The sequence below is a fragment of the Mycobacterium sp. NGS15 genome, assembly GCF_059813245.1.
In genome coordinates, this window is the sequence record NZ_JCALEF010000002.1 from 15,978 (window position 1) to 36,280 (window position 20,303).

At 62.9% G+C, this 20,303-nt stretch carries 18 protein-coding genes; 2 read left to right on the plus strand and 16 right to left on the minus strand.

Translation table 11 applies throughout. The features are described 5' to 3' along the window. Positions 1–5: 5 nt before the first annotated feature. The 8 genes from AC5Y5C_RS04325 to AC5Y5C_RS04360 form a co-directional block, all read right to left on the minus strand. A complete protein-coding gene (locus AC5Y5C_RS04325; RefSeq protein ID WP_499969410.1) occupies positions 6–875 on the minus strand; it encodes an SDR family NAD(P)-dependent oxidoreductase in 870 nt (289 codons plus the stop codon). 5 nt (positions 876–880) lie between these two features. Then, the gene (locus tag AC5Y5C_RS04330) at positions 881–1,375 is read right to left on the minus strand and encodes a polyketide cyclase (RefSeq protein ID WP_499969412.1); all 495 of its coding nucleotides are present in this window, start codon (positions 1,373–1,375) and stop codon (positions 881–883) included. A gap of 84 nt (positions 1,376–1,459) precedes the next feature. Further along, positions 1,460–2,485: an acyl-CoA dehydrogenase family protein gene (locus tag AC5Y5C_RS04335; protein ID WP_499969413.1), complete on the minus strand. Its 1,026-nt coding sequence runs from the start codon at positions 2,483–2,485 to the stop codon at positions 1,460–1,462. Beyond that, positions 2,482–3,636: an acyl-CoA dehydrogenase family protein gene (locus AC5Y5C_RS04340; protein WP_499969415.1), complete on the minus strand. Its 1,155-nt coding sequence runs from the start codon at positions 3,634–3,636 to the stop codon at positions 2,482–2,484. Before AC5Y5C_RS04340 ends, AC5Y5C_RS04335 begins: the two co-directional genes overlap by 4 nt. Then, the gene (locus AC5Y5C_RS04345; protein ID WP_499969417.1) at positions 3,636–4,412 is read right to left on the minus strand and encodes a crotonase/enoyl-CoA hydratase family protein; all 777 of its coding nucleotides are present in this window, start codon (positions 4,410–4,412) and stop codon (positions 3,636–3,638) included. The genes AC5Y5C_RS04340 and AC5Y5C_RS04345 overlap by 1 nt, the downstream gene beginning before the upstream one ends. Position 4,413: 1 nt before the next feature. Continuing rightward, positions 4,414–5,832 (minus strand): aldehyde dehydrogenase family protein, encoded by a 1,419-nt coding sequence (locus tag AC5Y5C_RS04350; RefSeq protein ID WP_499969419.1) that lies wholly within the window; start codon positions 5,830–5,832, stop codon positions 4,414–4,416. 48 nt (positions 5,833–5,880) lie between these two features. After that, entirely contained in the window at positions 5,881–6,987 is a 1,107-nt protein-coding gene (locus AC5Y5C_RS04355; protein WP_499969421.1) for a zinc-binding dehydrogenase, read from the minus strand. 61 nt (positions 6,988–7,048) lie between these two features. Next, positions 7,049–8,632 (minus strand): acyl-CoA synthetase, encoded by a 1,584-nt coding sequence (locus AC5Y5C_RS04360; RefSeq protein ID WP_499969423.1) that lies wholly within the window; start codon positions 8,630–8,632, stop codon positions 7,049–7,051. A 138-nt stretch (positions 8,633–8,770) separates the two neighbouring features. Here AC5Y5C_RS04360 and AC5Y5C_RS04365 point away from each other — a divergent pair, with 138 nt between their 5' ends. Together AC5Y5C_RS04365 and AC5Y5C_RS04370 are read left to right on the plus strand one after the other, a co-directional pair. After that, entirely contained in the window at positions 8,771–10,696 is a 1,926-nt protein-coding gene (locus tag AC5Y5C_RS04365) for a flavin-containing monooxygenase (RefSeq protein WP_499969425.1), read from the plus strand. Beyond that, positions 10,693–11,580, plus strand: coding sequence for an SDR family NAD(P)-dependent oxidoreductase (locus tag AC5Y5C_RS04370; protein ID WP_499969427.1), 888 nt, complete (start codon positions 10,693–10,695; stop codon positions 11,578–11,580). The genes AC5Y5C_RS04365 and AC5Y5C_RS04370 overlap by 4 nt, the downstream gene beginning before the upstream one ends. Before the next feature lie 4 nt (positions 11,581–11,584). Here AC5Y5C_RS04370 and AC5Y5C_RS04375 read toward each other — a convergent pair whose 3' ends face one another. The 8 genes from AC5Y5C_RS04375 to AC5Y5C_RS04410 form a co-directional block, all read right to left on the minus strand. Continuing rightward, positions 11,585–12,220 (minus strand): Dabb family protein, encoded by a 636-nt coding sequence (locus tag AC5Y5C_RS04375; protein ID WP_499969429.1) that lies wholly within the window; start codon positions 12,218–12,220, stop codon positions 11,585–11,587. Continuing rightward, positions 12,213–12,560: a hypothetical protein gene (locus tag AC5Y5C_RS04380; protein WP_499969431.1), complete on the minus strand. Its 348-nt coding sequence runs from the start codon at positions 12,558–12,560 to the stop codon at positions 12,213–12,215. Before AC5Y5C_RS04380 ends, AC5Y5C_RS04375 begins: the two co-directional genes overlap by 8 nt. Before the next feature lie 245 nt (positions 12,561–12,805). Then, positions 12,806–13,735: a LipP1 family hormone-sensitive lipase gene (lipP1, locus tag AC5Y5C_RS04385; RefSeq protein WP_499969433.1), complete on the minus strand. Its 930-nt coding sequence runs from the start codon at positions 13,733–13,735 to the stop codon at positions 12,806–12,808. Next, positions 13,732–14,565 (minus strand): IclR family transcriptional regulator, encoded by an 834-nt coding sequence (locus AC5Y5C_RS04390; RefSeq protein ID WP_255799527.1) that lies wholly within the window; start codon positions 14,563–14,565, stop codon positions 13,732–13,734. The genes lipP1 and AC5Y5C_RS04390 overlap by 4 nt, the downstream gene beginning before the upstream one ends. Before the next feature lie 190 nt (positions 14,566–14,755). Next, positions 14,756–16,198 carry an NAD-dependent epimerase/dehydratase family protein gene (locus AC5Y5C_RS04395; RefSeq protein WP_499969435.1) on the minus strand — a complete coding sequence of 481 codons (1,443 nt, stop codon included), beginning with the start codon at positions 16,196–16,198 and terminating at the stop codon, positions 14,756–14,758. Positions 16,199–16,323: 125 nt separating this feature from the next. Beyond that, the gene (locus AC5Y5C_RS04400) at positions 16,324–17,790 is read right to left on the minus strand and encodes an FAD-dependent oxidoreductase (RefSeq protein ID WP_499969436.1); all 1,467 of its coding nucleotides are present in this window, start codon (positions 17,788–17,790) and stop codon (positions 16,324–16,326) included. Then, a complete protein-coding gene (gene bphC / locus AC5Y5C_RS04405; RefSeq protein ID WP_499969437.1) occupies positions 17,787–18,695 on the minus strand; it encodes a biphenyl-2,3-diol 1,2-dioxygenase in 909 nt (302 codons plus the stop codon). The genes AC5Y5C_RS04400 and bphC overlap by 4 nt, the downstream gene beginning before the upstream one ends. A gap of 69 nt (positions 18,696–18,764) precedes the next feature. After that, entirely contained in the window at positions 18,765–19,946 is a 1,182-nt protein-coding gene (locus tag AC5Y5C_RS04410) for an acyl-CoA dehydrogenase family protein (protein WP_499969438.1), read from the minus strand. Positions 19,947–20,303: the final 357 nt, after the last annotated feature.

The following is a 20,303-nucleotide window of genomic DNA, read 5'->3' on the forward strand; positions in this document are numbered from 1 at the left end:
CGTGGTCAATTCGTGCCCACGTCGTAGCGGGGTTTGGCCCGAAGCTCCGGTGCACGCTGGGTTGCCAGCACATTCGCGCGCTCAATCATCGCCGAACCGACGTACTCCGGCTGCGTGAGGAGATAGAAACGGCCGTCCACAGCTTGATTGAAAATGGCCTCGGCTGCGTCGACCGGGTCCATCGCAGCGGCCTTGATATCGAGCATGGCCTCGCGCTGAAATTGCGCCGCTCGTTGGTCGCTCGCTCCATCGGCGGCCACGTCGCCCGCGGACTCGAAGATGTTGGACACCACTGCACCCGGCAGCACGGCTTGGACGCGGATGTGGTCGTGGCCGGCGTGCTGTATTTCCAAATGGAGACATTCGGTGAGTGCGAGCACGGCGTGCTTACTCACGATGTAGGGGGTTTGCAGGGGCACGACAGCGACACCGCCAATCGAGGACAGGTTCCAGACCCATGCCGGGGTTCCAGCGGCAATCATCCGGGGCAGGAAGGCGCGGACACCGTGAAAGACACCAGTCACGTTGATGTCCATCACCCGGTTCCAGTTGGTTACCGGGGTGTCCCAGAGGTAACCGAACTGCTCGACTCCGGCGTTGTTTACCAGCAGCCGGACGGGGCCTATGTCTTGGTAGCAGTGCTCCGCAAGTTCCTGCATCGAAAGCGGATCCCGTACGTCGCACAAGGCCCCTACTGCCTGACCGCCCGAGGCGGTCAGTTCTTCGCTGAGCGCCCCCACCGCCTCGCCATCGATATCGGCCAGTACCACGGTCATACCCAATGCGCTGGCGTGCCGCGCCAGTCCGGCACCGATGCCGGAGCCGGCTCCGGTGATGACAGCAACACCGGAGCCGAAGATGTCTTGTGCGCTCACGGCGGTTACGAACCCGCCCCGGTTGCCGAGGTGGTCTTGGCCGCACTGTGCTGGGTGAAGGGGATTGAGTCCTCGGCGTCGAGGATGACCTTCATCGAGGTGAACATCAAGCCATGATCCGCGCGTCGAATTCCGGCATCGACGACACCGCTGGACACGTCGAACGGGACCGCGTTGGTGACCTGGTTGACATACAGATAGAAACGCACATGGGTGACTTCTCCGCCGACCCCGGTCCGAAAAACATTGGTTGTGTGGTGGCGCAACGGGTAAGGGTTTTCGTTCCGGTGCTGGGTGAGCCATTGCCTAGTTTCGGCGCCGCCGTGGAGCTCGGCCTTGAGTAGGTCCTCGAACGCGCAGTCACCGGACTCGGACCGGCTGAGGTACTCCATCTCGTCGCTGATCCGTGCATCCACCTCCGCGAAATGGCCCTGGTCGTAGTGGTACCAGAACTCCGCGATGAACTCCTGTACCTCGGACAGTGTGATCTCGTTGCTCATGATGCTGAGTGAACCGTCAGACCGTCGTCCATGGCGCAATGCAGTCCAGTCAGTGGGAGACGGATACTCTCTTATGCCGCATTGTTAGCCGGCGATCAGGCTCCATAAGCCCGCTGCGCCCACACGCAGTGCCGCGTCAGTCACCTGCTGGTCCCACTGCTGGACCGAACCGAACTCTGAACGCCAGGCGAGGGCCGCCCGGGTGAACTCGTGAAGTGGGTGCTCGCGCGTGGTTCCGATGGCGCCGTGGACCTGATGGGCGTTTCGGACCAGTACCGATGAGGCGTGGCCGGCGCATGAACGTGCGACCGCCACAAGGAAATCGAGGTTAGGGGCCGACCACTCGCTGTTCACGGCGACGGTGAGCGCGGATTCGGTGGCTGCCCGGGACAATGCAGACTCGGCGGCCATGTCTGCTATGAGGTTCTGGACCGTCTGGAAGCGGGAGAGAGGGCGCCCGAACTGGAGGCGTAGCGTCGCGTGCTCGATCGAAAGTTCCAGGATTCGTTCCAGTGCGGCGCAGACTTGGATTGACCGTACGAGCGCCGATTTCAGCTGCAGCGTGGCCACCAGCTCGGCGGGTACGGGTACGGCCTGCAGGGTTGCTAGGTCCGTGACCACCCGGTTGCGTGGCTCGCCGGCCACATTGAAGCCGGTTGCTATTTGGAACATCCCGATGCTGGAGTCGGCCATGCGATATCCGTTGGTGGTTTGCCATATGGCAACTAGATGGTCGACACCGTCTGCCCAAGGCGCGTGGACCGCTACACCATGGGGGTCGAACTGACAAACGGTGCGGACCGCGCTGTCACTGGTCATCCCATTTGCATTCAGCAGCCAGCACGCCAATAAATCATGTTCAGCCAAGGGAATTCGCACCGCATGACGGACTGAAGCAGTGAGAAGCTCGGCGGCCTCGTACCAGCTCGCCCCGCTGCCGCCGCAGGCCTCAGCGCCGGTCAGCCGCACCAAGCCGAGATCGGCGAGACGATCCCACAATCCAGCGTCGCGTCCTGAACATCCGGCAACGGGATGCGTCGCACGATAGTCGGCGAAGACGTCGTTCATCATCGCGACCAGTGCAGGGTCGACTCCGATCGGGGCCGTCATCGAATCCTCAATCCACGCGCGATCACGCCGCGCAGTACCTCGTTGGTCCCGCCGCGCAGGGTGAACCCCGGGCGCTGGTCCACGGCGGCCGTCACCAGGTCCGAGAACGCGGCACCGGTGTCGCTATCGAAGCTTGAATGAGTGTCGGCGAAATCGGCGATATCGCCCTCGGTGGTGGTGCCGAGCACCTTCACCACAGCGGACGGTACATCCGCGGGGTGCTGCCGCTCCAGTGCTCCTGCGACAGCCGTGGACATCTGATGCAGGCTTGCGATGCGCGCGATAAGTCGCCCTACTGCTTCATCGCGGGGGAAATGTCCGTCAGCCATGCGGCCGACGGTTGCGGCGAGCAAGACGTACGTGGACAGAAACCGTTCCGGCCCACTACGTTCGAAGCTTAGTTCCGACGTAACTTGCTGCCAGCCTTTCCCGATTTCACCGAGCACCATCGTGTCGGGAACGAAAACGCGGTCCAGAAGTACCTCGTTGAAATGGTGGCTGCCGTTCATCGAAAGGATGGGGCGTACCTCGACGCCAGGTCCGCGTATGTTCACGATGAATTGGCTCAACCCGGCGTGCCGATTGCTGGTATCCAGCGGTGCGGTCCGGGCGAGGACGATGAACGCATGCGCGCGGTGTGCGCCCGAGGTCCAGACTTTCGTGCCGGAGAGGGACCACCCACCGTCGACAGGCTCGGCCTTGGTGCGCACGCTAGCGAGGTCGGAGCCAGAGTCCGGTTCACTCATGCCGATACCGAAGAAGCACTCGCCCTGCACGATCCGCGGCAGGAATTCGGATCGCTGAACCTGTGTGCCGTACTTGAGTAGTGACGGCACGATCTGCCGGTCGGCGATCCAGTGGGCGGCCACGGGTGCGCCCGCCGCTAGTAGTTCCTCGGTGACGACGAACCGTTCGACGAATGAACGACCGTGCCCGCCGTATTCGGTAGGCACGGTCATGCCCAGCCACCCGCGCCGGGCGAGCGTACGAGTGAAGCTCTCGTCCCATCCGCAGAGCCAGGAATCCACAGCGGGGGTGAACGAGCCCGCAGCGAGCTGCTCTGCAAGAAACTGCCTGACCTCCGCCCGCAGGGCGGTAGTTGCAGCGGCGCCAACGGCAGCAGGCGGCGGTAGCAGCCGCGGGAGATCCATCAGCACGTCCTCCATTTAGCGATGCGCTGTTCGTGTTCGGTGTCGCGGTGCGCCAGCGGTTGCATGGCCGCCGCCATACCCAGCGTCGATTCCAGTGAGCCGGTGCGGGATTCCTGTAGCAGGCGCTTGGCCATCCGCAAGGTGTGTGTGGGGTTTTTTGTGATCCGTTCGGCCAGAGCATGTGCCTGGTCGAGCAGTTCGTCGTGCGGCACCACTCGGCTGACGAGTCCCCAGCTAAGGGCGCTGGTCGCGTCGACGCGGTCGCCGGTGAGAGTCATCTCGGCGGCACGCTCGTACCCGATGGCCCGCTGCAGGAACCAGGTGCCGCCATCGCCGGGGACGAGGCCGATCTGCACGAAGCTTTCGGCGAATGACGCACGTTCAGAGGCCACCCGGATATCGCACATCATCGCCAAATCGCAACCTGCGCCGATGGCAGGTCCGTTGACCGCGGCGATCAGCGGAACCTCGAGGCGAGCCAGAGCCCTGGGGATCCGCTGGATGCCGTCGATGTAGGCATACCGCTGGTCCAGCGGTTCGAGCCCGAACATCCCGTCACGATCGGCCATTTCCTTCACATTGCCGCCACCGGAGAAGATCTTGCCCTCGCCGGTGAGGATCACCGCCCGGACCGTCGTGTCGGCATTGGCCTGGTCCACCGCAGCCTCAAGGGCGGCGATGAAGGTCTTGCCAGTGATCGCATTTCCGGCATGGGGCAGGTTGATGGTCCATACCCGCGTGTGTCGGTTGTCGGTGATAGTGAGTGGACTGGTCATATCAGGCGGGCAGCTGTAGTGACTTGGTCTGCAGGAACTCTTCGAAGCCCGCACGCCCGAGTTCTCGGCCGACTCCAGACTTTTTGTAGCCGCCGAACGGTGCAACAGGGTTGTAGCTGCCCCCGTTGATATCGAGCTGACCGGTCTGAACACTACGGGCGAAGGCGACCGCGTGATCCGTATTCTCGGCCCAGACAGCACCGGACAGGCCATAGCGGGTGCCATTGGCGATCCGCAGGGCGTCAGCTTCATCGGTGAACGGGATTACGGCGAGTACCGGACCGAACACCTCTTCCTGTCCCAGCTCCGAATCCGGATCGACGTCTACGAATACTGTTGGGGCGATGTAGTATCCGACGTCGCGGATCGCGTCTGCTCCGCCAGTGAGCAATCGTGCGCCGTCGCGCCGGGCACGCTCGATGAAGCCGCGCACGGTGTGGAACTGTGATGCTGAGGCAACAGGCCCGACCCGGGTGGTGGGATCCCACGGGTCTCCGACGGTGTACTTGGCGGCTGCGGCCTTGATCAGATCCAGCGCCTCGGCGTATCGGGACTGCGGTACGAGCATGCGGGTCCAGGCCATGCATGTCTGGCCGCCGTTGAGGAAGGCGTTACCGACGCCGACCTTCACGGCACTTGCGAGGTCTCCGTCCTCGAGGATGACGTTGGCGGACTTGCCGCCCAGCTCGAGGGCGACCTTCTTCACCGACGCGGCGGCGAGCTCCGCGACCCGCACGCCGATGCCGGTGGAACCGGTGAACGATACGAAATCCACATCGGGATGCCCGGCGATGCGTTCCCCGACTACCTGTCCACGTCCGGATACCAGATTCACCACACCGTGCGGTAGACCAGCCTCTTCGACGGCCTCGATGAATTCGAACACCGACAGCGGAGCCTCGTTGCTCGGCTTGAGTACTACGGTGCAGCCTGCCGCAATGGCCGGCAGCACCTTGGCCACCACCTGATACAGCGGGTAGTTCCACGGCGTGATGGCGCCGACCACACCATAGGGCTCCCGCACGACCAGTGAATTGCCTACCCGTTCCTCGAATGAGAATTCGGACAGCACCGCTTCGAAGCCGCGCGCCACAGCCAGGGGTACCTGCGTCTGTGCGCTCTGCGCGACACGCACCGGCGTGCCGACCTCGCTGGTGATGGTCTCGGCGATATCGGGGATCCGCTTCTCCATTGCCGTGATAACTGCCGAAACCCGTTCTCGGCGTTCGGAAATGCTGATCAACGGATTGAAAGCCTTACGGGCGGCTGCTACGGCCGCGTCGACATCGTCGGCGGTACCCTCGGGCACCCCGCCGAGTATCTGCTCTGTGGAGGGGTCGATGACCTCGATTGTCCCGTCTCCGGTGGGTGGAACCCACCGGCCGTCGATGAATAGTTCGGTGCGGTTGTAGTTGTGCATAGTTAGCCTTGTGGTTTCGGTGGTGGGTGTGGGCGGTGGCGGCCAGTGTCAGGGCACGATGCTCGCACGGACGTCCCGCTTGCCCCCGGCAGCCGCAAACGCCTCGTTGATGTCATCGAGGGGATATGACGACGCAGCGAGACGGTCGAGCGGAAGCCGGTCCTGATGCTGTTCAAGAAAGTTGAGTGCTCGGGACAACACGGCAGGGTCGTACAGGGATACGCCGACCATTGTCTTGTTGGCGAACACAAATCGTGATGGATCGAATTCGAAGGTCTTTCCGATATTGATGTTCCCGATCTCGACGTAGCGGCCGAATTGACCGAGCATCTTCAGGCCCTCATCGATGGCAGAGGGGTGGCCAACAACTTCGACCACCACGTCGGCCCCGTGCCCGTCGGTCAGCTTTCGCACGGCTTTCACGCGGTCTTTGACCGCGGCCACCTCGTTGAGGTCGATCGTGTCATCTGCCCCGAACGCTACTGACAGTTCCAGACGTTCGGGTACCCCATCGATCGCGATCACGCGGCTGGCCCCGCGGGCCTTGGCCACCGCGATCGCGTACAGGCCGAGGGCGCCGGCACCTTGTACCACGACCGTTTCGCCGAGCTGTTGGTCGACGCGTTCCAGGCCGTACATGACTTGCGATAGTGCGCAATTCGCGCCACAGGCCACTTCGTCTGGGACGGTATCGGGCACGGTATAGACCACTGCCCCGGCGGGCAGCACGTAATAGTCACCGTAACCGCCGACGAAGTAGGGAGGCTTATCGGCCCGCCCAAGCATCGCCATCGTGAGGTGGAGGCAAGCATTTCGCCTGCCTGCCAGGCAATTTCGGCAACTATGGCATGCGTAGAAGTATGGGAAGACCACACGGGTACCCACTGTCAGCGGGCTGCCGTTGGAATCGGCCTCCACTCCATCGCCGAGCGCTTCGATCGCGCCCACCATCTCATGGCCCAGCACGGTGGGCAGCTGCCCACCTAGGCCACCCGTCGCGAACGTGCCGTTCCAGGCGTGCAGGTCGGAGCCGCAGATATTGGTGCGCGTGACCCTGATGAGGATTTGGCCGACGCCGACCTCGGGCAGGCTAACTGTCTCGATCGCAAACGGCGTACCGGGTGCGTCGAATCGTGCGATGCGTCCTTCGTACACGGACTTGAGTCCTCTCGGTAACGGGTGGATTGCTCGGTGCTTGAGTCGGCTAGCGCGGCGCCTACTGGACAAGGCTGAAGCGTTCTCGCAGAGAGCGTTTCAATAGTTTTCCACTAGGGTTCTTTGGCAACGAATCGACGAAGAAGATGCGCTTGGGCGTCTTGAACCCCGCGAGACGTTCTCGGCAATGAGTGAGGATGTCGTCCTCCGTCAGGGTGATGTTGTCGCGAGGGACCACAGCCGCTACCACGGCTTCCACCCAGACCGGGTGTGCCAGACCGAATACTGCGACTTCCTGCACACCGGCATGCCCGTACAGGACTTCCTCGACCTCTCGGCTGGCGACATTTTCCCCACCTGTCTTGATCATGTCTTTTTTGCGATCCACGACGTGTAGCAGCCCGTGCTCGTCGTAGTAGCCGAGGTCTCCAGAGTGGAACCAGCCACCCCGGAAGGCCTCTGCTGTCTTGGCGGGGTCGTCTAAGTAGCCCAACATCAGGTGCGGGCTGCGGTGGGCGATTTCGCCCACCGAGCCGGGGGCGACAGGGGCGTTGTCCTCGCCGAGGATCGTCGTTTCCACATTGACGACTGGCCGTCCGGCGGCACCAGCGTGCGCATCCTGCTCATCGGGCCCGAGCGCGGACGCCAGCGGCGCCATCTCGGTCTGTCCGTAGAAGTTCCACAGCCTGAGATCGGGCAACCGGCCGCGGATCTCGGCCAGGATCTCCGAGGGCATTGCAGATGCCCCGTAATAGCCCTTGCGCAGGCTGGACAGGTCGACCGCATCGAACAGGGGACACCGGAGCAGTGAGATCCACACCGTGGGTGGAGCGAAGTAGTTGGTCACTCCGTAGCGCTCAATGGTGCGCAAGATAAGTTCGGGGTCGGGGCGCGGCAGGATGATGCTGGTCGCACCCAGGTAGATATCGGTGACCAGGAAGTTGTCCAGCTGCGCACAGTGGTAGAGCGGCAGGGAATGGATTTCGACATCGTCACCGGACATCGAGCCGGCGATGATGGTACTGATGTACTGCCACATCAGGCTGCGGCTTGTGTGCATCACCGCCTTGGGTCGGGATTCGGTGCCGCTGGTGTACATCAGGCGCAGCAGCTGGCTGTCGTCGATATACGGTTGTGGAGCAGTGGTTTTGGTATCTAACCAGTGTGCAAAGTCATCCCAGCCTGGGGGCGCCGAGTCTCCGGCCGGTACCAGCGCGGCTTTCATTCTGACGCCGCCGTCTAGTCGCATGGCATGCTCGGCTGTTGGCGTTAGGGCGGCTTCGACGATGAATCCGGTGGCCTTGCTATGGCCCAGGATATACGCGATTTCTTCGGCGGTGAGCATAAAGTTGACCGGAACTAAAACGACGCCGGCCCGTGCCGTCGCAAAGGTCAGCACGGCGTATTGCCAGCAGTTGTGCGACAACAACGCGATGCGATCTTCGGGACCGAACCCGTTGTCGTGCAGTGCGGCCGCCGCTTTGTCCACCAAATGATCGAATTCAGCGAAGGTCAGCATGACCTCGCCGTCGATGATCGCGGTCTTGTCCGGTTGTTTGCGCGCCGAGCGGCGGGGAATATCGCCGAGGGCGTGGCTACGTGCCTGTGCGGTGACGGTTGCCAACTCGATGGGTTCAGGCGTCACGAGGAAACGTCCTGCAAATGTCGTCGGTGCGTCGCATGCGCTGAAGGGTATGGGGGGAACGCTCCCGGCAGTCTCCTGTGTCCCGCTGAGTAGACAGCGCGCTGTCGGAGCGGCCGATCCGCTCCGATACTCGGTGTCATGACCACCGCATCTACATCCGAGGCGCCGTTGACCGCCGCGCCAGATCTTGAAGAACTGCGGGCGAACCTGCGGCTGGCAGACAAAGGTGTCTTGGTCGCGGTGTTGGCGCAAATCACGGGCGACCCGTCGGTCGTAGACCGATTCGAGCCCAAGATCTTTCATGTTCCCGACCCGCCGGAGCGGGCCGGTGTGACCGATGAGGACACCACAGAGGAGCTGGTTAACGCTGTCATCGATGCACTCGCAACACCACGCGGGTCCGGTGCGGTGGCCGCCAACGATCTGGAGTTATTCGTCCGGCTGCTGCCCCTGGCACTGGGCACCGAGGTTGACGCCGAACACGTGCCGCTCCTTCTCGAGCAGGGTGGATTCCAGCCGTCCAAGCCCACGCTGCCGCGCACGGTGCCGATACCGGACACGATGCATATGGCGATTATCGGTGCGGGCATCGCGGGGATCAATGCGGCCCTGGCGGCGCAGGAGGAGGGCGTCTCCTACGAGGTCTTCGATCGCAACGACGAGGTAGGCGGCACTTGGCTCACCACCACGTACCCCGGTATCGGGGTGGACACCCCTTCGGCCTATTACTCATTGTCTCGTGAGGTTAATCCTGACTGGACCAACTATTACCCGCAGGGCGCGGAGTATCAGGCATATCTCGTGGCGCTGGCAGACAAATACCGGCTGCGTGAACACACCCGTTTCGGCACTGAGGTTGAGGCACTGCAGTGGGACGAGGAGCGCCAGCAGTGGCAGATCCACTCGGTGAACGCCGACGGTGAGCCCGACGTGAGCTATGCCCGCGTCGTGGTCACCGCTGCGGGCTACCTCAACAGGCCGCGGTGGCCGGAACTGCCGGGGCGAGAGAGATTCCAAGGCATCAGTATTCACTCCGCGCGGTGGGATCCGTCATTAGATCTGACCGGTAAGCGGGTTGCCATCATCGGAGCCGGATGCACCGCCGTCCAGATCGTCGACGCCTGTGTTGACCAGGTACAGCATTTGACGGTGTTTCAGCGGCAACCACACTGGGTCGCACCCCGGAAACGGTTGACCGACGAGGTTCCTGCGCATCGCCGCTATCTCGGCAGGCATCTTCCGCACTACGCCAAGTGGAACCGGCTTAAATCGTATTGGGGCACTGCGGACAACAACTACCCGATTATCCTGCAGGACCCTGAATGGGCGAAGTCGCATCTGTCGATCTCGCCGGCCAACGACGTATTGCTGCAGATGTGTCTGGAGTACATCGAGCAGATGTTCGGCGCTGGAACAGAGCTGGCGAACAAGGTAACCCCGGACTTCGCGCCGTACGGCAAGCGGATCATCCGCGATCCGGGTGGCTACTACGCGGCGTTGACCCGCCCTCACGTCGATGTTGAAGCTAACGAGCCGGCCGCCGTGAATGCGAATGGCATTGTCGCCCAATATGGTCGGCAGATTGACCTCGATGTCATCGTCTACGCGACGGGCTACCATCTGGATTTCCTGTCTACCGTGGACATTCGTGGGCGCAACGGTGCCCGGCTGTCGGATGCCTGGGGCGACAGCCCACGGGCCTACCGCGGCGGCACGGTACCCGGATTCCCGAACCTGTTCATCACATCGGCACCCAATTACAGCCCAGGACACGGTGCCGGAGCGAACTTTTCGATGGAGGTGATGGCTCACTACATCATCGAGTGCCTGCAGCTGATGGCTCTGCGTGGTGCTACCAGCATGGAGGTGACCGAGCAGGCCTACGAGGACTACGTTGCTTCCGTCGACGAGGCGATGAGCCACACAGTGTGGTGCCACACGCCCAATGCGCATACCTACTACCGCTCCGGATCGGGCCGTGTGGTGGTTGCCACGCCCTTCCGGCTCGTAGATGTCTGGCATCAGCATCGGGAACCGAACGAAGAGGACTTTGTGCTGAAATGACGCAGAAACTTGTCGGCAGAACGGCTTTAGTCACGGGTAGCAGTCGTGGCATCGGACGTGCGGTCGCGCAGCGGCTAGCGGCAGAGGGGGCGACTGTCGCAGTCACGGCGCGGTCGTATGTGCCGTCGCAGTCAACGCGATCCGGGGTCGCTGCGGCGCTTCCGGGCACAATCGAGGAGACCATTGAGCTCATCGAGGGCGCCGGCGGTACAGCCTTTGGCTTGGCTGCCGATCTTGAGAACGCCGAACAGCGCGCGAGGCTCATCGAGCAGGTGCTCGATCGGACCGGCCGCATCGATATATTGGTCAACAATGCGGGATTCGCCGATTACGCTGTCGTCGACGAGATGACGCTGGACACGTTTGACCGCACTATTGAGCACTACCTTCGGACCCCGTTTGTTCTCACAAAAGCCGCCGTTCCGCACATGCGAGAACAGGGCGCGGGCTGGATCGTCAATATCGGGTCGGTTACCGGCGTGGCCCCGATGCGGCCATACCGTGAATACAATAAGACGTCGGGAGACGCTGTTTACGCGTCGTGCAAGGCTGCGCTGCACCGTTTTTCGCAGGGGGTGGCGGCGGAGTTGCTTGATGCCAATATCGCGGTCAACTGTGTGGGCCCCTCAACCGCGATTCGCACGCCGGGGGCAGCATCGCTGATTCCTGACGACTTTCCCACCGAGCCCGTGGAGTACTTGGCCGAAACGGTGCTGGCGATGTGCCACCTGCCCGCCGCCGAACGCACCGGACTGGTGGCGTTCAGCCTGCACTACCCATGGTCGCAACAACTGCCTGTGCGTACCCTCAACGGGGCGTCTGCGCTGCCATCGCTGGAGCCGCCCGCGACGGCCAACGTGAACATCCTTCCGGCCGGCGTATAGCGGCTCACGCCTCTGGTTCCAAAACGGGTGTGTGCAGCTGACAGAAGCTGTGGCACACGCGATCCTGGATGATGACCTCGGGGCATTCGGGGTCGAACCAGCGGTCGACAACGGCCCAGTGGATCGGATGCATCAGGTAAGGGCCCATCAGAGCCTCCAGATCAGTGAACTGCTGCTCGAACACATGCGTCCACGGTGTCGACCCAACGGGCTCGGATACCCGGCTCAGTTGCCAGGCCGTAATTGCCGGCACGTGGCGCGGCATCGAGCGCAGGTCTTCTTCGAAGCGCCCTATGGCATCGGAGTCGGTGCCGGGCACCACCCGCAGGAGAAGCGCGCGATAGACCGTCGATGCGGCCGTGCTGCCGTGCGACGCGGTACCCGAGTACCCGGCCCCGTTTACTCGGGTGATTGCCGGGTGGTCTAGCGCCGCACTGAAATCGGCAGCGCTGGAACGCCATTGTATTTCTGTGTCGAAGCGCAGGTGCACGAGGATATCGCCGCCGTTGCGCACTCCGGCAAGCGTTGGTTCGGTGAGACGGCGGCGTGCACCGGTAGCCTCGGCGGCCGCGCGGACGGCCGCCAACACCCGTTCGTGATGCTGTTCGGCGACGTCAAGGAGCCGGGTGACGTTATACATCGCAGAGCCCAGCCACATCGTCGGCCGCGGCGGCCACGCTGCGGCTACGTTCGACGATGAGTGTGCTGAGTCCTTCCCACCACGGCCCGAGGGAGGTGTCGGGGCGGCCCCTCCAGGTCATCTCCCACCACGCCCGGGGACTCGGGAGTGACCACGTGGCGGTGACAGTGTTGGACTGTTCGTCGAACCAGATAGGTGGGCTGACAAGCACGGCGCGCAGTGTCATACCGCGGGCACGGGCCCCCGGTGCATATTCAGCCAGATATGTGTCAACGAACTCGCGGGCACGACCGGGCCGGGTTACGACCTGGTCGATAACGAGAACTTCACTGTTAGCCATAGGCCCAAAGGTACGAACATCGGCCAGTGCCGGGAGGCTGGTATCCCGGATATCGGGAGACTCAAGCTGACGGCGGAGGTTGGCGTGGTGACTGTGACCTGTTGAATGGGAGGAGGCTGAGATTCGTCCTGCGAGATCGCCTGGTGGGTGCGCGATGTCGTCGGCAACCGGATTGCCGTCGTTGCCAAGCTCGCTATGGACGCCGCGCTTAGCCTTGGCAGCTGAGCGCGGCGTCGCACCGTTGCTTACTGGTTAAACAGTCGGGCGAGTTCACCGCAGGCCTGCCGACGGGCATCGTGGGCAATGTTGAGCATCGGCATTGTCATGAAGCCGTGGATTCCCCCTTCGTAGGGACATCGCACGGTGGTGACTTCGGCTGCCTCCAGCGCGTCGGCGTATGCGATGCCCTCGTCACGAAGAGGATCGTGGCCGGCGAGAACGACCACTGCTGGAGGCAGCTCGCCGAGCTCGGCGTTTAGCGGGGAGGCATACGGGTGCTCGCGGTCGGTCAGCATGGGCACGTACTGGTCCCAATACCATTGCAGGGCACGCCGGGGGTTATAGAAGCCCTCGCCGAACAGGCGGTATGACTCGGTATCGAAGTTGGCTGCGATTACCGGATAGAGCAGCAATTGGCCCGCGAGCGCTGGCCCGCCGCGATCGCGGGCCATCAGCGCGGTGACCGCGGCGAGGTTTCCGCCGGCGCTGTCGCCGCCCACTGCGATGCGGTCCGGGTTCGCACCGAATCGCGCCGCGTTGTCTGCCGCCCACTGTGTCACCGCGTAGACATCTTCAGCGGCAGTGGGCCAGCGATACTCGGGAGCGAGGCGATAGGCAACCGAAATCACAATGGCAGGAATGAGATTCGCTAGGTTTCGACAGAGGGCATCATGGCTGTCTAGGTCGCAGAATACGAACCCGCCGCCGTGTGCGTAGATGAGAGTAGGTAGCCCATCGGGTGTGATTGCCTGCGGGCGGTAGATGCGGATAGCAATTGGGCCGTCGCCGCGATCGATGGTCCGCTCTATCACCTCGGAGACAGGCTCGGGCTGCGCTGTGGGGACAAACCGTGAGCGGATCGCGGCCCTGGCCTCGGCTCCGGTCATGGTGTGTACGGGAGGAAACCCAGCGTCGAGTGTTTCGATGAGGACGGCGACCTGCGGATCGAGGCTCATGCGTACTGAGCCGTCGCCGATGCTGGGTGCGGGGCCGACCGGCCGCGCAACGGGCGGATCGGCTGCAAGGTAGGCGCCACCTGTGGCGGGCCGTCTTCAACGTTGCGCCAGATACCCATGGCTGTCATACGAACAGGTGCGACCAGGCGCTGGTCAAAGGTCATCCTGCTCATTGGGCCGCACACTGAGACCGCGGCAACTGCTGTTCCGGGGGGCCCGATTGGCGCAGCGACGCACCCGAAGCCAGGTAGTGACTCCTCGCGCTCGAACGCGGCGCCGTGCGCACGCACTTTGGCTAGCTCGGCGGACAGCTGCGATGCGGTGCCAATCGAGTACCGCGTCTTGCGGATGAGCGGATACTCATCAGGACGGTCGTTATGGGCCAGGATTGCCTTGCCCACCGCCGTGCAATGAGCGGGCTGTCGGCTGCCGACACGGGATGGGATAGCGGCGATCATCCGGTCGCCGATCTTTTCCAGATACACGATATCGGCACCGTCCAGCACGGCCAGATGGACCACTAGACCGGTCGCCCGATGTAAGTCATGGAGCAGCGGTATCGAGGCCCGGTGCAGCCGATCCTGGTGCACCGCAAGCGATCCAAGTTCGACTAGCCGCATTCCGAGCTCGTAGTCCCGACCGTCTCGCCGCAGCCATCGCAATCGCACGAGGCCCTCCAGCATGCGGTGCGCAGACGAGCGGGGCAGACCGGTCCGGCGGACGATCTGCGCGAGAGTCAACCGCCCGGCCCCGTCGAATGCATCAAGGACGAGTGAGACGCGGTCTATGACCGCGTTGGGGGTGTCAGCCTTATCAACAGTCATTGTCATGGGGCCTCCGTATGCCAGGTATATGACTATTAGTCATATACCTGTTTGTATCATATTGTGTGTGGGGAGTCACATAGGTCGGTGAAAATGACGTGCCGCACGAAGTGGTCGAACCAGCCGAAGTAGGTATCGCCCAGCGTCAGGCACTTTCGATCGCCATTTCCGGTCAGGATGTCGTCATACCGCTGTTTCACCGGTCCGGCTCGAGCTGGGCGAGAAACGGGTTCTGCTCGGCCTGGCATGCGTACCCCGCGGTGTCACGGATGCACTCGGGGCACCAGTGACCGCCCGTCAGGATTAGTCGGGGGCTGCCGGTGAAACCATGGCCTAACGCGCATTGCCAATTCAGCGGTGTGGCAACGTCTCCGTTGGCCACATCCGAGGAGAGCAACTGTCCCCCGCGGAAGGCGGCGGCTTCGTAGTAGTCCGTAATTGTCCACAGCGCCGGGGACTTCGACTCGTCGTACCCATGATTCAGGTACGACGGTTGGCGGCTGGGCTGCGGGGGCTCGAATGTCGACCAGTCACCGATGTCCTGCCAGATGCTCCGTGACCCGAAATAGGCGGCGAGGCCGTCGTCGTCGGCAGCACGAATGGCAGCCATGGTGCCCCGCGGCCGGTGGGCGAGCGGCTTCATCACGAGGTTCTTCACAATCCACGGCGGCACCTTGCCGGCGTGGCGCACGGATACCGGTGCCGCCGCGATAGCTCGCTGTAGCGCGGCAGGGAAGGCGTCTGCGCGGAACGGGACGAGTTCCTGGAGCCGGTCGCTGTCCGTGTACCACTGCCCATGGAAGTTCTTCAGTGCGAACCAGTTACGGTCGTACCACTGGCGTATGTCCCGTACACCCATCGCGGCCCCGAGCGCCGTCTGCAGCTGCCAGTTGGTCAGCCGCCACGGTTCTCCTCCGCCGATATTGTAGATTCCACCCCAGAATTCGTCGGGAACCGGGCCGCGGCAGAGGTTGGCCAGCAGCCGCGCCGAGTCTTCGACTGATACCCATTCCATGACACCGCCGAAGGGCGAATGCGTCATGATCGGATCACGGATGCTGAGTATCCCGGGGTGGAAGATGCCGGTCTGCCGTAACCACACCCATTTCGGTAGCCCAGAATCCACCAGCAGCCGCTCGGCGACCACCTTGCTCTGCCCGTAGACATCAAACTGTGAAACGCGTAGAGGGTCACCGACGCGCCCCCAATGGCGGGGTGGATTACGGTTCCCGGTTTCGGCTACTGAGCCGATCCCGACGACAGCGATACGGCCCGGATCGGGCTGTGCGCGAACGGCACGGATGATGTTGGCCATGCTTTCGACGTTGACGCGGTGGGCGAGTGTTGGGTGTTCGTCCGCAACAGGTGACACCACCGCGCCGACATGCAGAACTAGATCAACACGGTTGACGCAGTCGGCCACTGCCCAGTAATCGGTCAGGTCGCCCCATATGACTTCCAGGTTGTCCATGTCGTCGTACTGAGCGATGACCTCGCGATCAGCGTCGGTGGGCAGCACCAGCGCAACTACCGATACATGTTCGCCGAGCCCTTTGAGCTCGGCCAGAGTGCTCTTACCCCAACTGCCTGTCGCACCCGTCAACAGGACTCGAGTGTGCGTATCAGGAGGCCGACTCACAGTTTCGGTCCTTTCCTCATAGGAATTCGTCGTTGGTGTCGCATGAGGGGGCCTGCGGATGTCGTCTGTCAGGTGCGCTGGTCTAGCCCACAAGGGAACGCTTGTTCACTCGCGCCATGATGGGGTTAAGACTGGGAGGCGGTGAGACCCGCCCGGCGGCCGTAGAAAGTACTGTCGCCCAGTGATATTCCGCTTGCATAACCCCATGCGGCCAGCCCCGCCGTCGAGCGGCCCGCCGCGAACAGCCCGGGGATCGGTTGTCCGCTGACGTGGAGTACCTCGGCACGGAGGTTCGTCTGTAACCCACCCAATGTGAATCCGCCAGTGCATCCCCGCAAATCAATGGCGCCCACCGGCGAGCCAATGGGTTTGAGCCACTGCGCCTTCTTGTGTAACAGCGGGTCCTTACCGCGGGCTGCCGCTTCGTTATAGGTCGCCACCGCTGTCTGCAGTGAATTCGGCGCTAGACCTATCTGAGTTTCCAGGTCGGCGACAGTATCGGCGACCCAAGTTGGTTGTCGCATCATCAGTTTCGGTGACAGTGAGGATGCGGCCTCTTCCTGGGCGTCGCCGTCGATGATCAGATATGCGGTGTCGTCCTGGTGATAAAGGGTCACCTGTCCGACTCGGCCTGGATAGGTATCTTCGGCGACGTAGCGCTGACCGCGGGCGTTGACGAGAACACCGCGCACGAGTTGTTGTGGATCGATGAATATCGCCACTTCGGTGGCATCCATGTGCGCAAGGCTTGCACCGAGTGCTTGTGCCATCAGAATCGCCCGGCCGTCGTGCTGTTCGATCGATGCTGCGGGTCGGCCGACAATCCGCGGGGCGTATTGCGCGACCATCGAATCGTTGTAGGCGAAACTGCCGGTCGCCAGCACCACACCGCGGTGGGCACGGATGGTGATATCCGCGCCGTACTGGCGGGCACGGATGCCGACTGCCCGGCCATCGGAGTCTGTGATCAGTCGCTGTCCACGGACGTCGTAGAGCGCGCGCGCTCCCGCAGCAGTCGCTGCCGCTACAAGAGGTTTCATCAGCATGTATCCCGCGCTGGCCTCACCCTGCTTTTTGTTCTGCATCTGCGGGATATGTCCACGAGGGGCCGGGGTAGCGATGGTGTTGAACGGATGAGAGTTCTCGCCGCCGCTGTACATCAGGCCCTGGTCGCCCATGGGCTCCCAGCCGGGCTCCCCAAAAAACTCCTCCTTGAACACCACCCCACACTCGACGAGCCAATCGAAGTGCTGGAGGCTGCCCGCGCAGTAGTCTGCGATTCGGGCCTCGTCGGCTCCTGGCCCCATCGCCGCATTCAGAAAGGCCGCCATATTATCGACGGAATCATCAAAGCCGCAGGCCCTTTGGATGGGAGTGCCGCCACCGAGATAGATGAATCCGCCGGCCATCGACGCTGCGCCACCCCAGGATCCGGTGCGTTCCAGAACAAGTACGTCGGCTCCTGATCGGGCGGCTTCAATGGCCGCTGCTGCTCCGGCCGCCCCGTAGCCAACTATCGCCACGTCGACCTCGAGGTCCCAGGAGGTGATCGACTCTGCGGGGAGTGATGTGATGTCGTCGTCAGGCTTCATGGGCGCATCGCGGCCGGTAGATCAGTCACCCATTCGTGACCCCAGTAGCTGTCTGCAGTTATTTCCTCTGCAGTGTAATAGTTTTCGTCGACCCGCAGACCGGCAGTGCCGAATTCGATATCCCAGTCGCCGGGGGCCCGCACATAGAAGGACACCATCTTGTCGTTGGTGTGCCGGCCCAGCGTCGATGACAGCTGGAACCCGTCCTTGTTCACGCGGTCGAGAGCCTGGCCGACGGCGTCGAGACTATCGACTTCGACCATGAGATGGATCAGTCCTGGGTCGCGAAGGTTCATGGCGGGGCAGATGGCCAGGCTGTGGTGGCGCTGGTTCACGCCAAGGAAACGCACACGTACCGGGCCGAACTCCGGAGGTGTGGGCACGCGGAAGGCCCCGCGAGACTTGAATCCGAGTACCTCCGTGTAGAACTCGAAAAGAGTCGGCACGTCCAGCGCGGGCAGCACCACATGGCCTAGTCCCTGTGCCCCGGTCACGAACCTGGCGCCGAACGGGGTCACTACGGGGCTGTGGTCGAGCACGGCTCCGTGGAAGATCTCGGTCGATGTACCGGCTGGGTCGTCGAATGCGATGACCTCTTCAACTCGGCGTTCGTCGGCCTCTTGTTGCGTCAGCTCCTTGAATGGAACACCCGCGGCGCCGAGTTTCGCCGCCACGCGCTCCAGTGCGCTGTGGTCGCGGACCTCCCAGCCGATGGTGACGATTTTATCGACATCGCCGGGGACCACGATGATGCGTGCGGCCCGTTCGTCCATGCGTAGATAGAGGGCGTCGGTGTCAGGTCCGGAGCCCTCGGCGAAGCCCAGCGATTCGAACGCGAACCGACGCCAGCGGGGCATGTTGGTGGCCTGCACCTTGACGTAGCCCAGGCTCTTCAGGTCACTCATCGAAATTCCTTACGGTTATGGGGGATACAAGGGCCTTTGAAATCAGGTACTGCTGGATCGGAGGGATCATCAGATCATGGCGCGCAGCGGGCCTTGCGGGTCGACACCGAGGGAGCTGAGGGCCGAGGCGTGATAGACGGTGCCTGGAACGTGGATGGCGTGCGCGACCCCGGCATGCGCGTCGCGCCAATACCGTTGCAGTGGCTTGTCCATCCGCAATGCATTGCCTCCCGATCGGGAGAAGATTTCGTCCACTGCGGAGACGGCACGCCACACTGCCCGCACCTGGGTGCGTCGGCCGGCGGCGCGGTCTTGAAAGGACACATCCTTACCGGCGTCGACCATGTCGTAGATACGGTCGACATTGGACAACAATTCCTGACGGGCGGCGTTGATGTCGGCGGCGGCTTCACCGATCGCGTACATGACATACGGATCGTCTTTGATGGCAACGCCGCTGGAGCTGACCCGCTCGTATTGATAGTCCAGATGGGCGGCTAGGGCGCCTTCGGCGATACCGATCACGGCCGACGAGATGCCGAGCGGGAACATCGTCGACCATGGCATAAGGTACAGCGTCTCCGTCATCCCGGCCTTGCGCTGCGCGGTACCGTCCATCACTTCGAAAGCGTCCATCGTGCGGTAAGACGGTACGAAAGCGTCCTTGACGACGACGTCCTTGGACCCGGTTCCTCGCAGTCCCACCACGTTCCACGAGTCTGGCACGATCTGGTAGTCCTTGCGGGGCAGAATCATGTGCAGCATCTGAGGTGGCATCAGCGGCTTGCCGTCGTCGTCGCCGATCATGGCGCCGAGAATGATCCAGTCGCAGGCGTCAGTTCCAGAGCTGAATTGCCAGCGGCCGCTGAACACGTAGCCGCCGTCCACCGGGCGCGCCACGCCCTGCGGTGCGTAGGGGGAGGCCACCCAGGTGTCGACGTCGCGCGCCCATACCTCCTCGGCGACACGGGGGTCTGCGTAGGCAAGCTGATAGGGGTGTACGCCGACGACGCCGTTGATCCATCCAGCCGCTGGATCCAGCGCCGCCGTGGCCATCACTGTTTCGGCGAACTCGCGCGGGTGCACCTGCAGACCGCCGTGCTTCTTGGGCTGCAGCAACCGAATCGATCCGATCGCCTTCATCTGTTTGACCGTGGCCTCTGGCAACTGGCCCAAGGTCTCGGCCTCCCAGGCTTGCTCACGCAGTTGGTCGGCGATGTTTCTGATCCGGTCGAGAACCCGTTCGCTCATGTGAAAGTCCCTTGCTCCGATTGGTTGTCGTCGATAGTGCTCTGCCGCGGGCGTCGTCAGCTCGGGCCGTCCCGGTCAGCGGAACCTCCAGACATGGGCTGGTGTCGAATTCGCCGACGCCTGGCGATCTCACTGGCCCCCAAGTTCGTTGCGGCGTCCGATACTCGTAGAGTGGGTGACCGGCTATGCCGCTAAGCCCGACCGTGGATGCTCGTCCTCTGGACGGTGAAGGTCGGAAATCGCGTAGCGTGGCTCGGTTATGACCTCGGTAGCGGTCAGTACGACTGTGCGGTCACGTGAGACGGCCGGTCCATTGAAGTGGCGCCGGGCATCGATCCACATGGTGGGGTCTGTCGT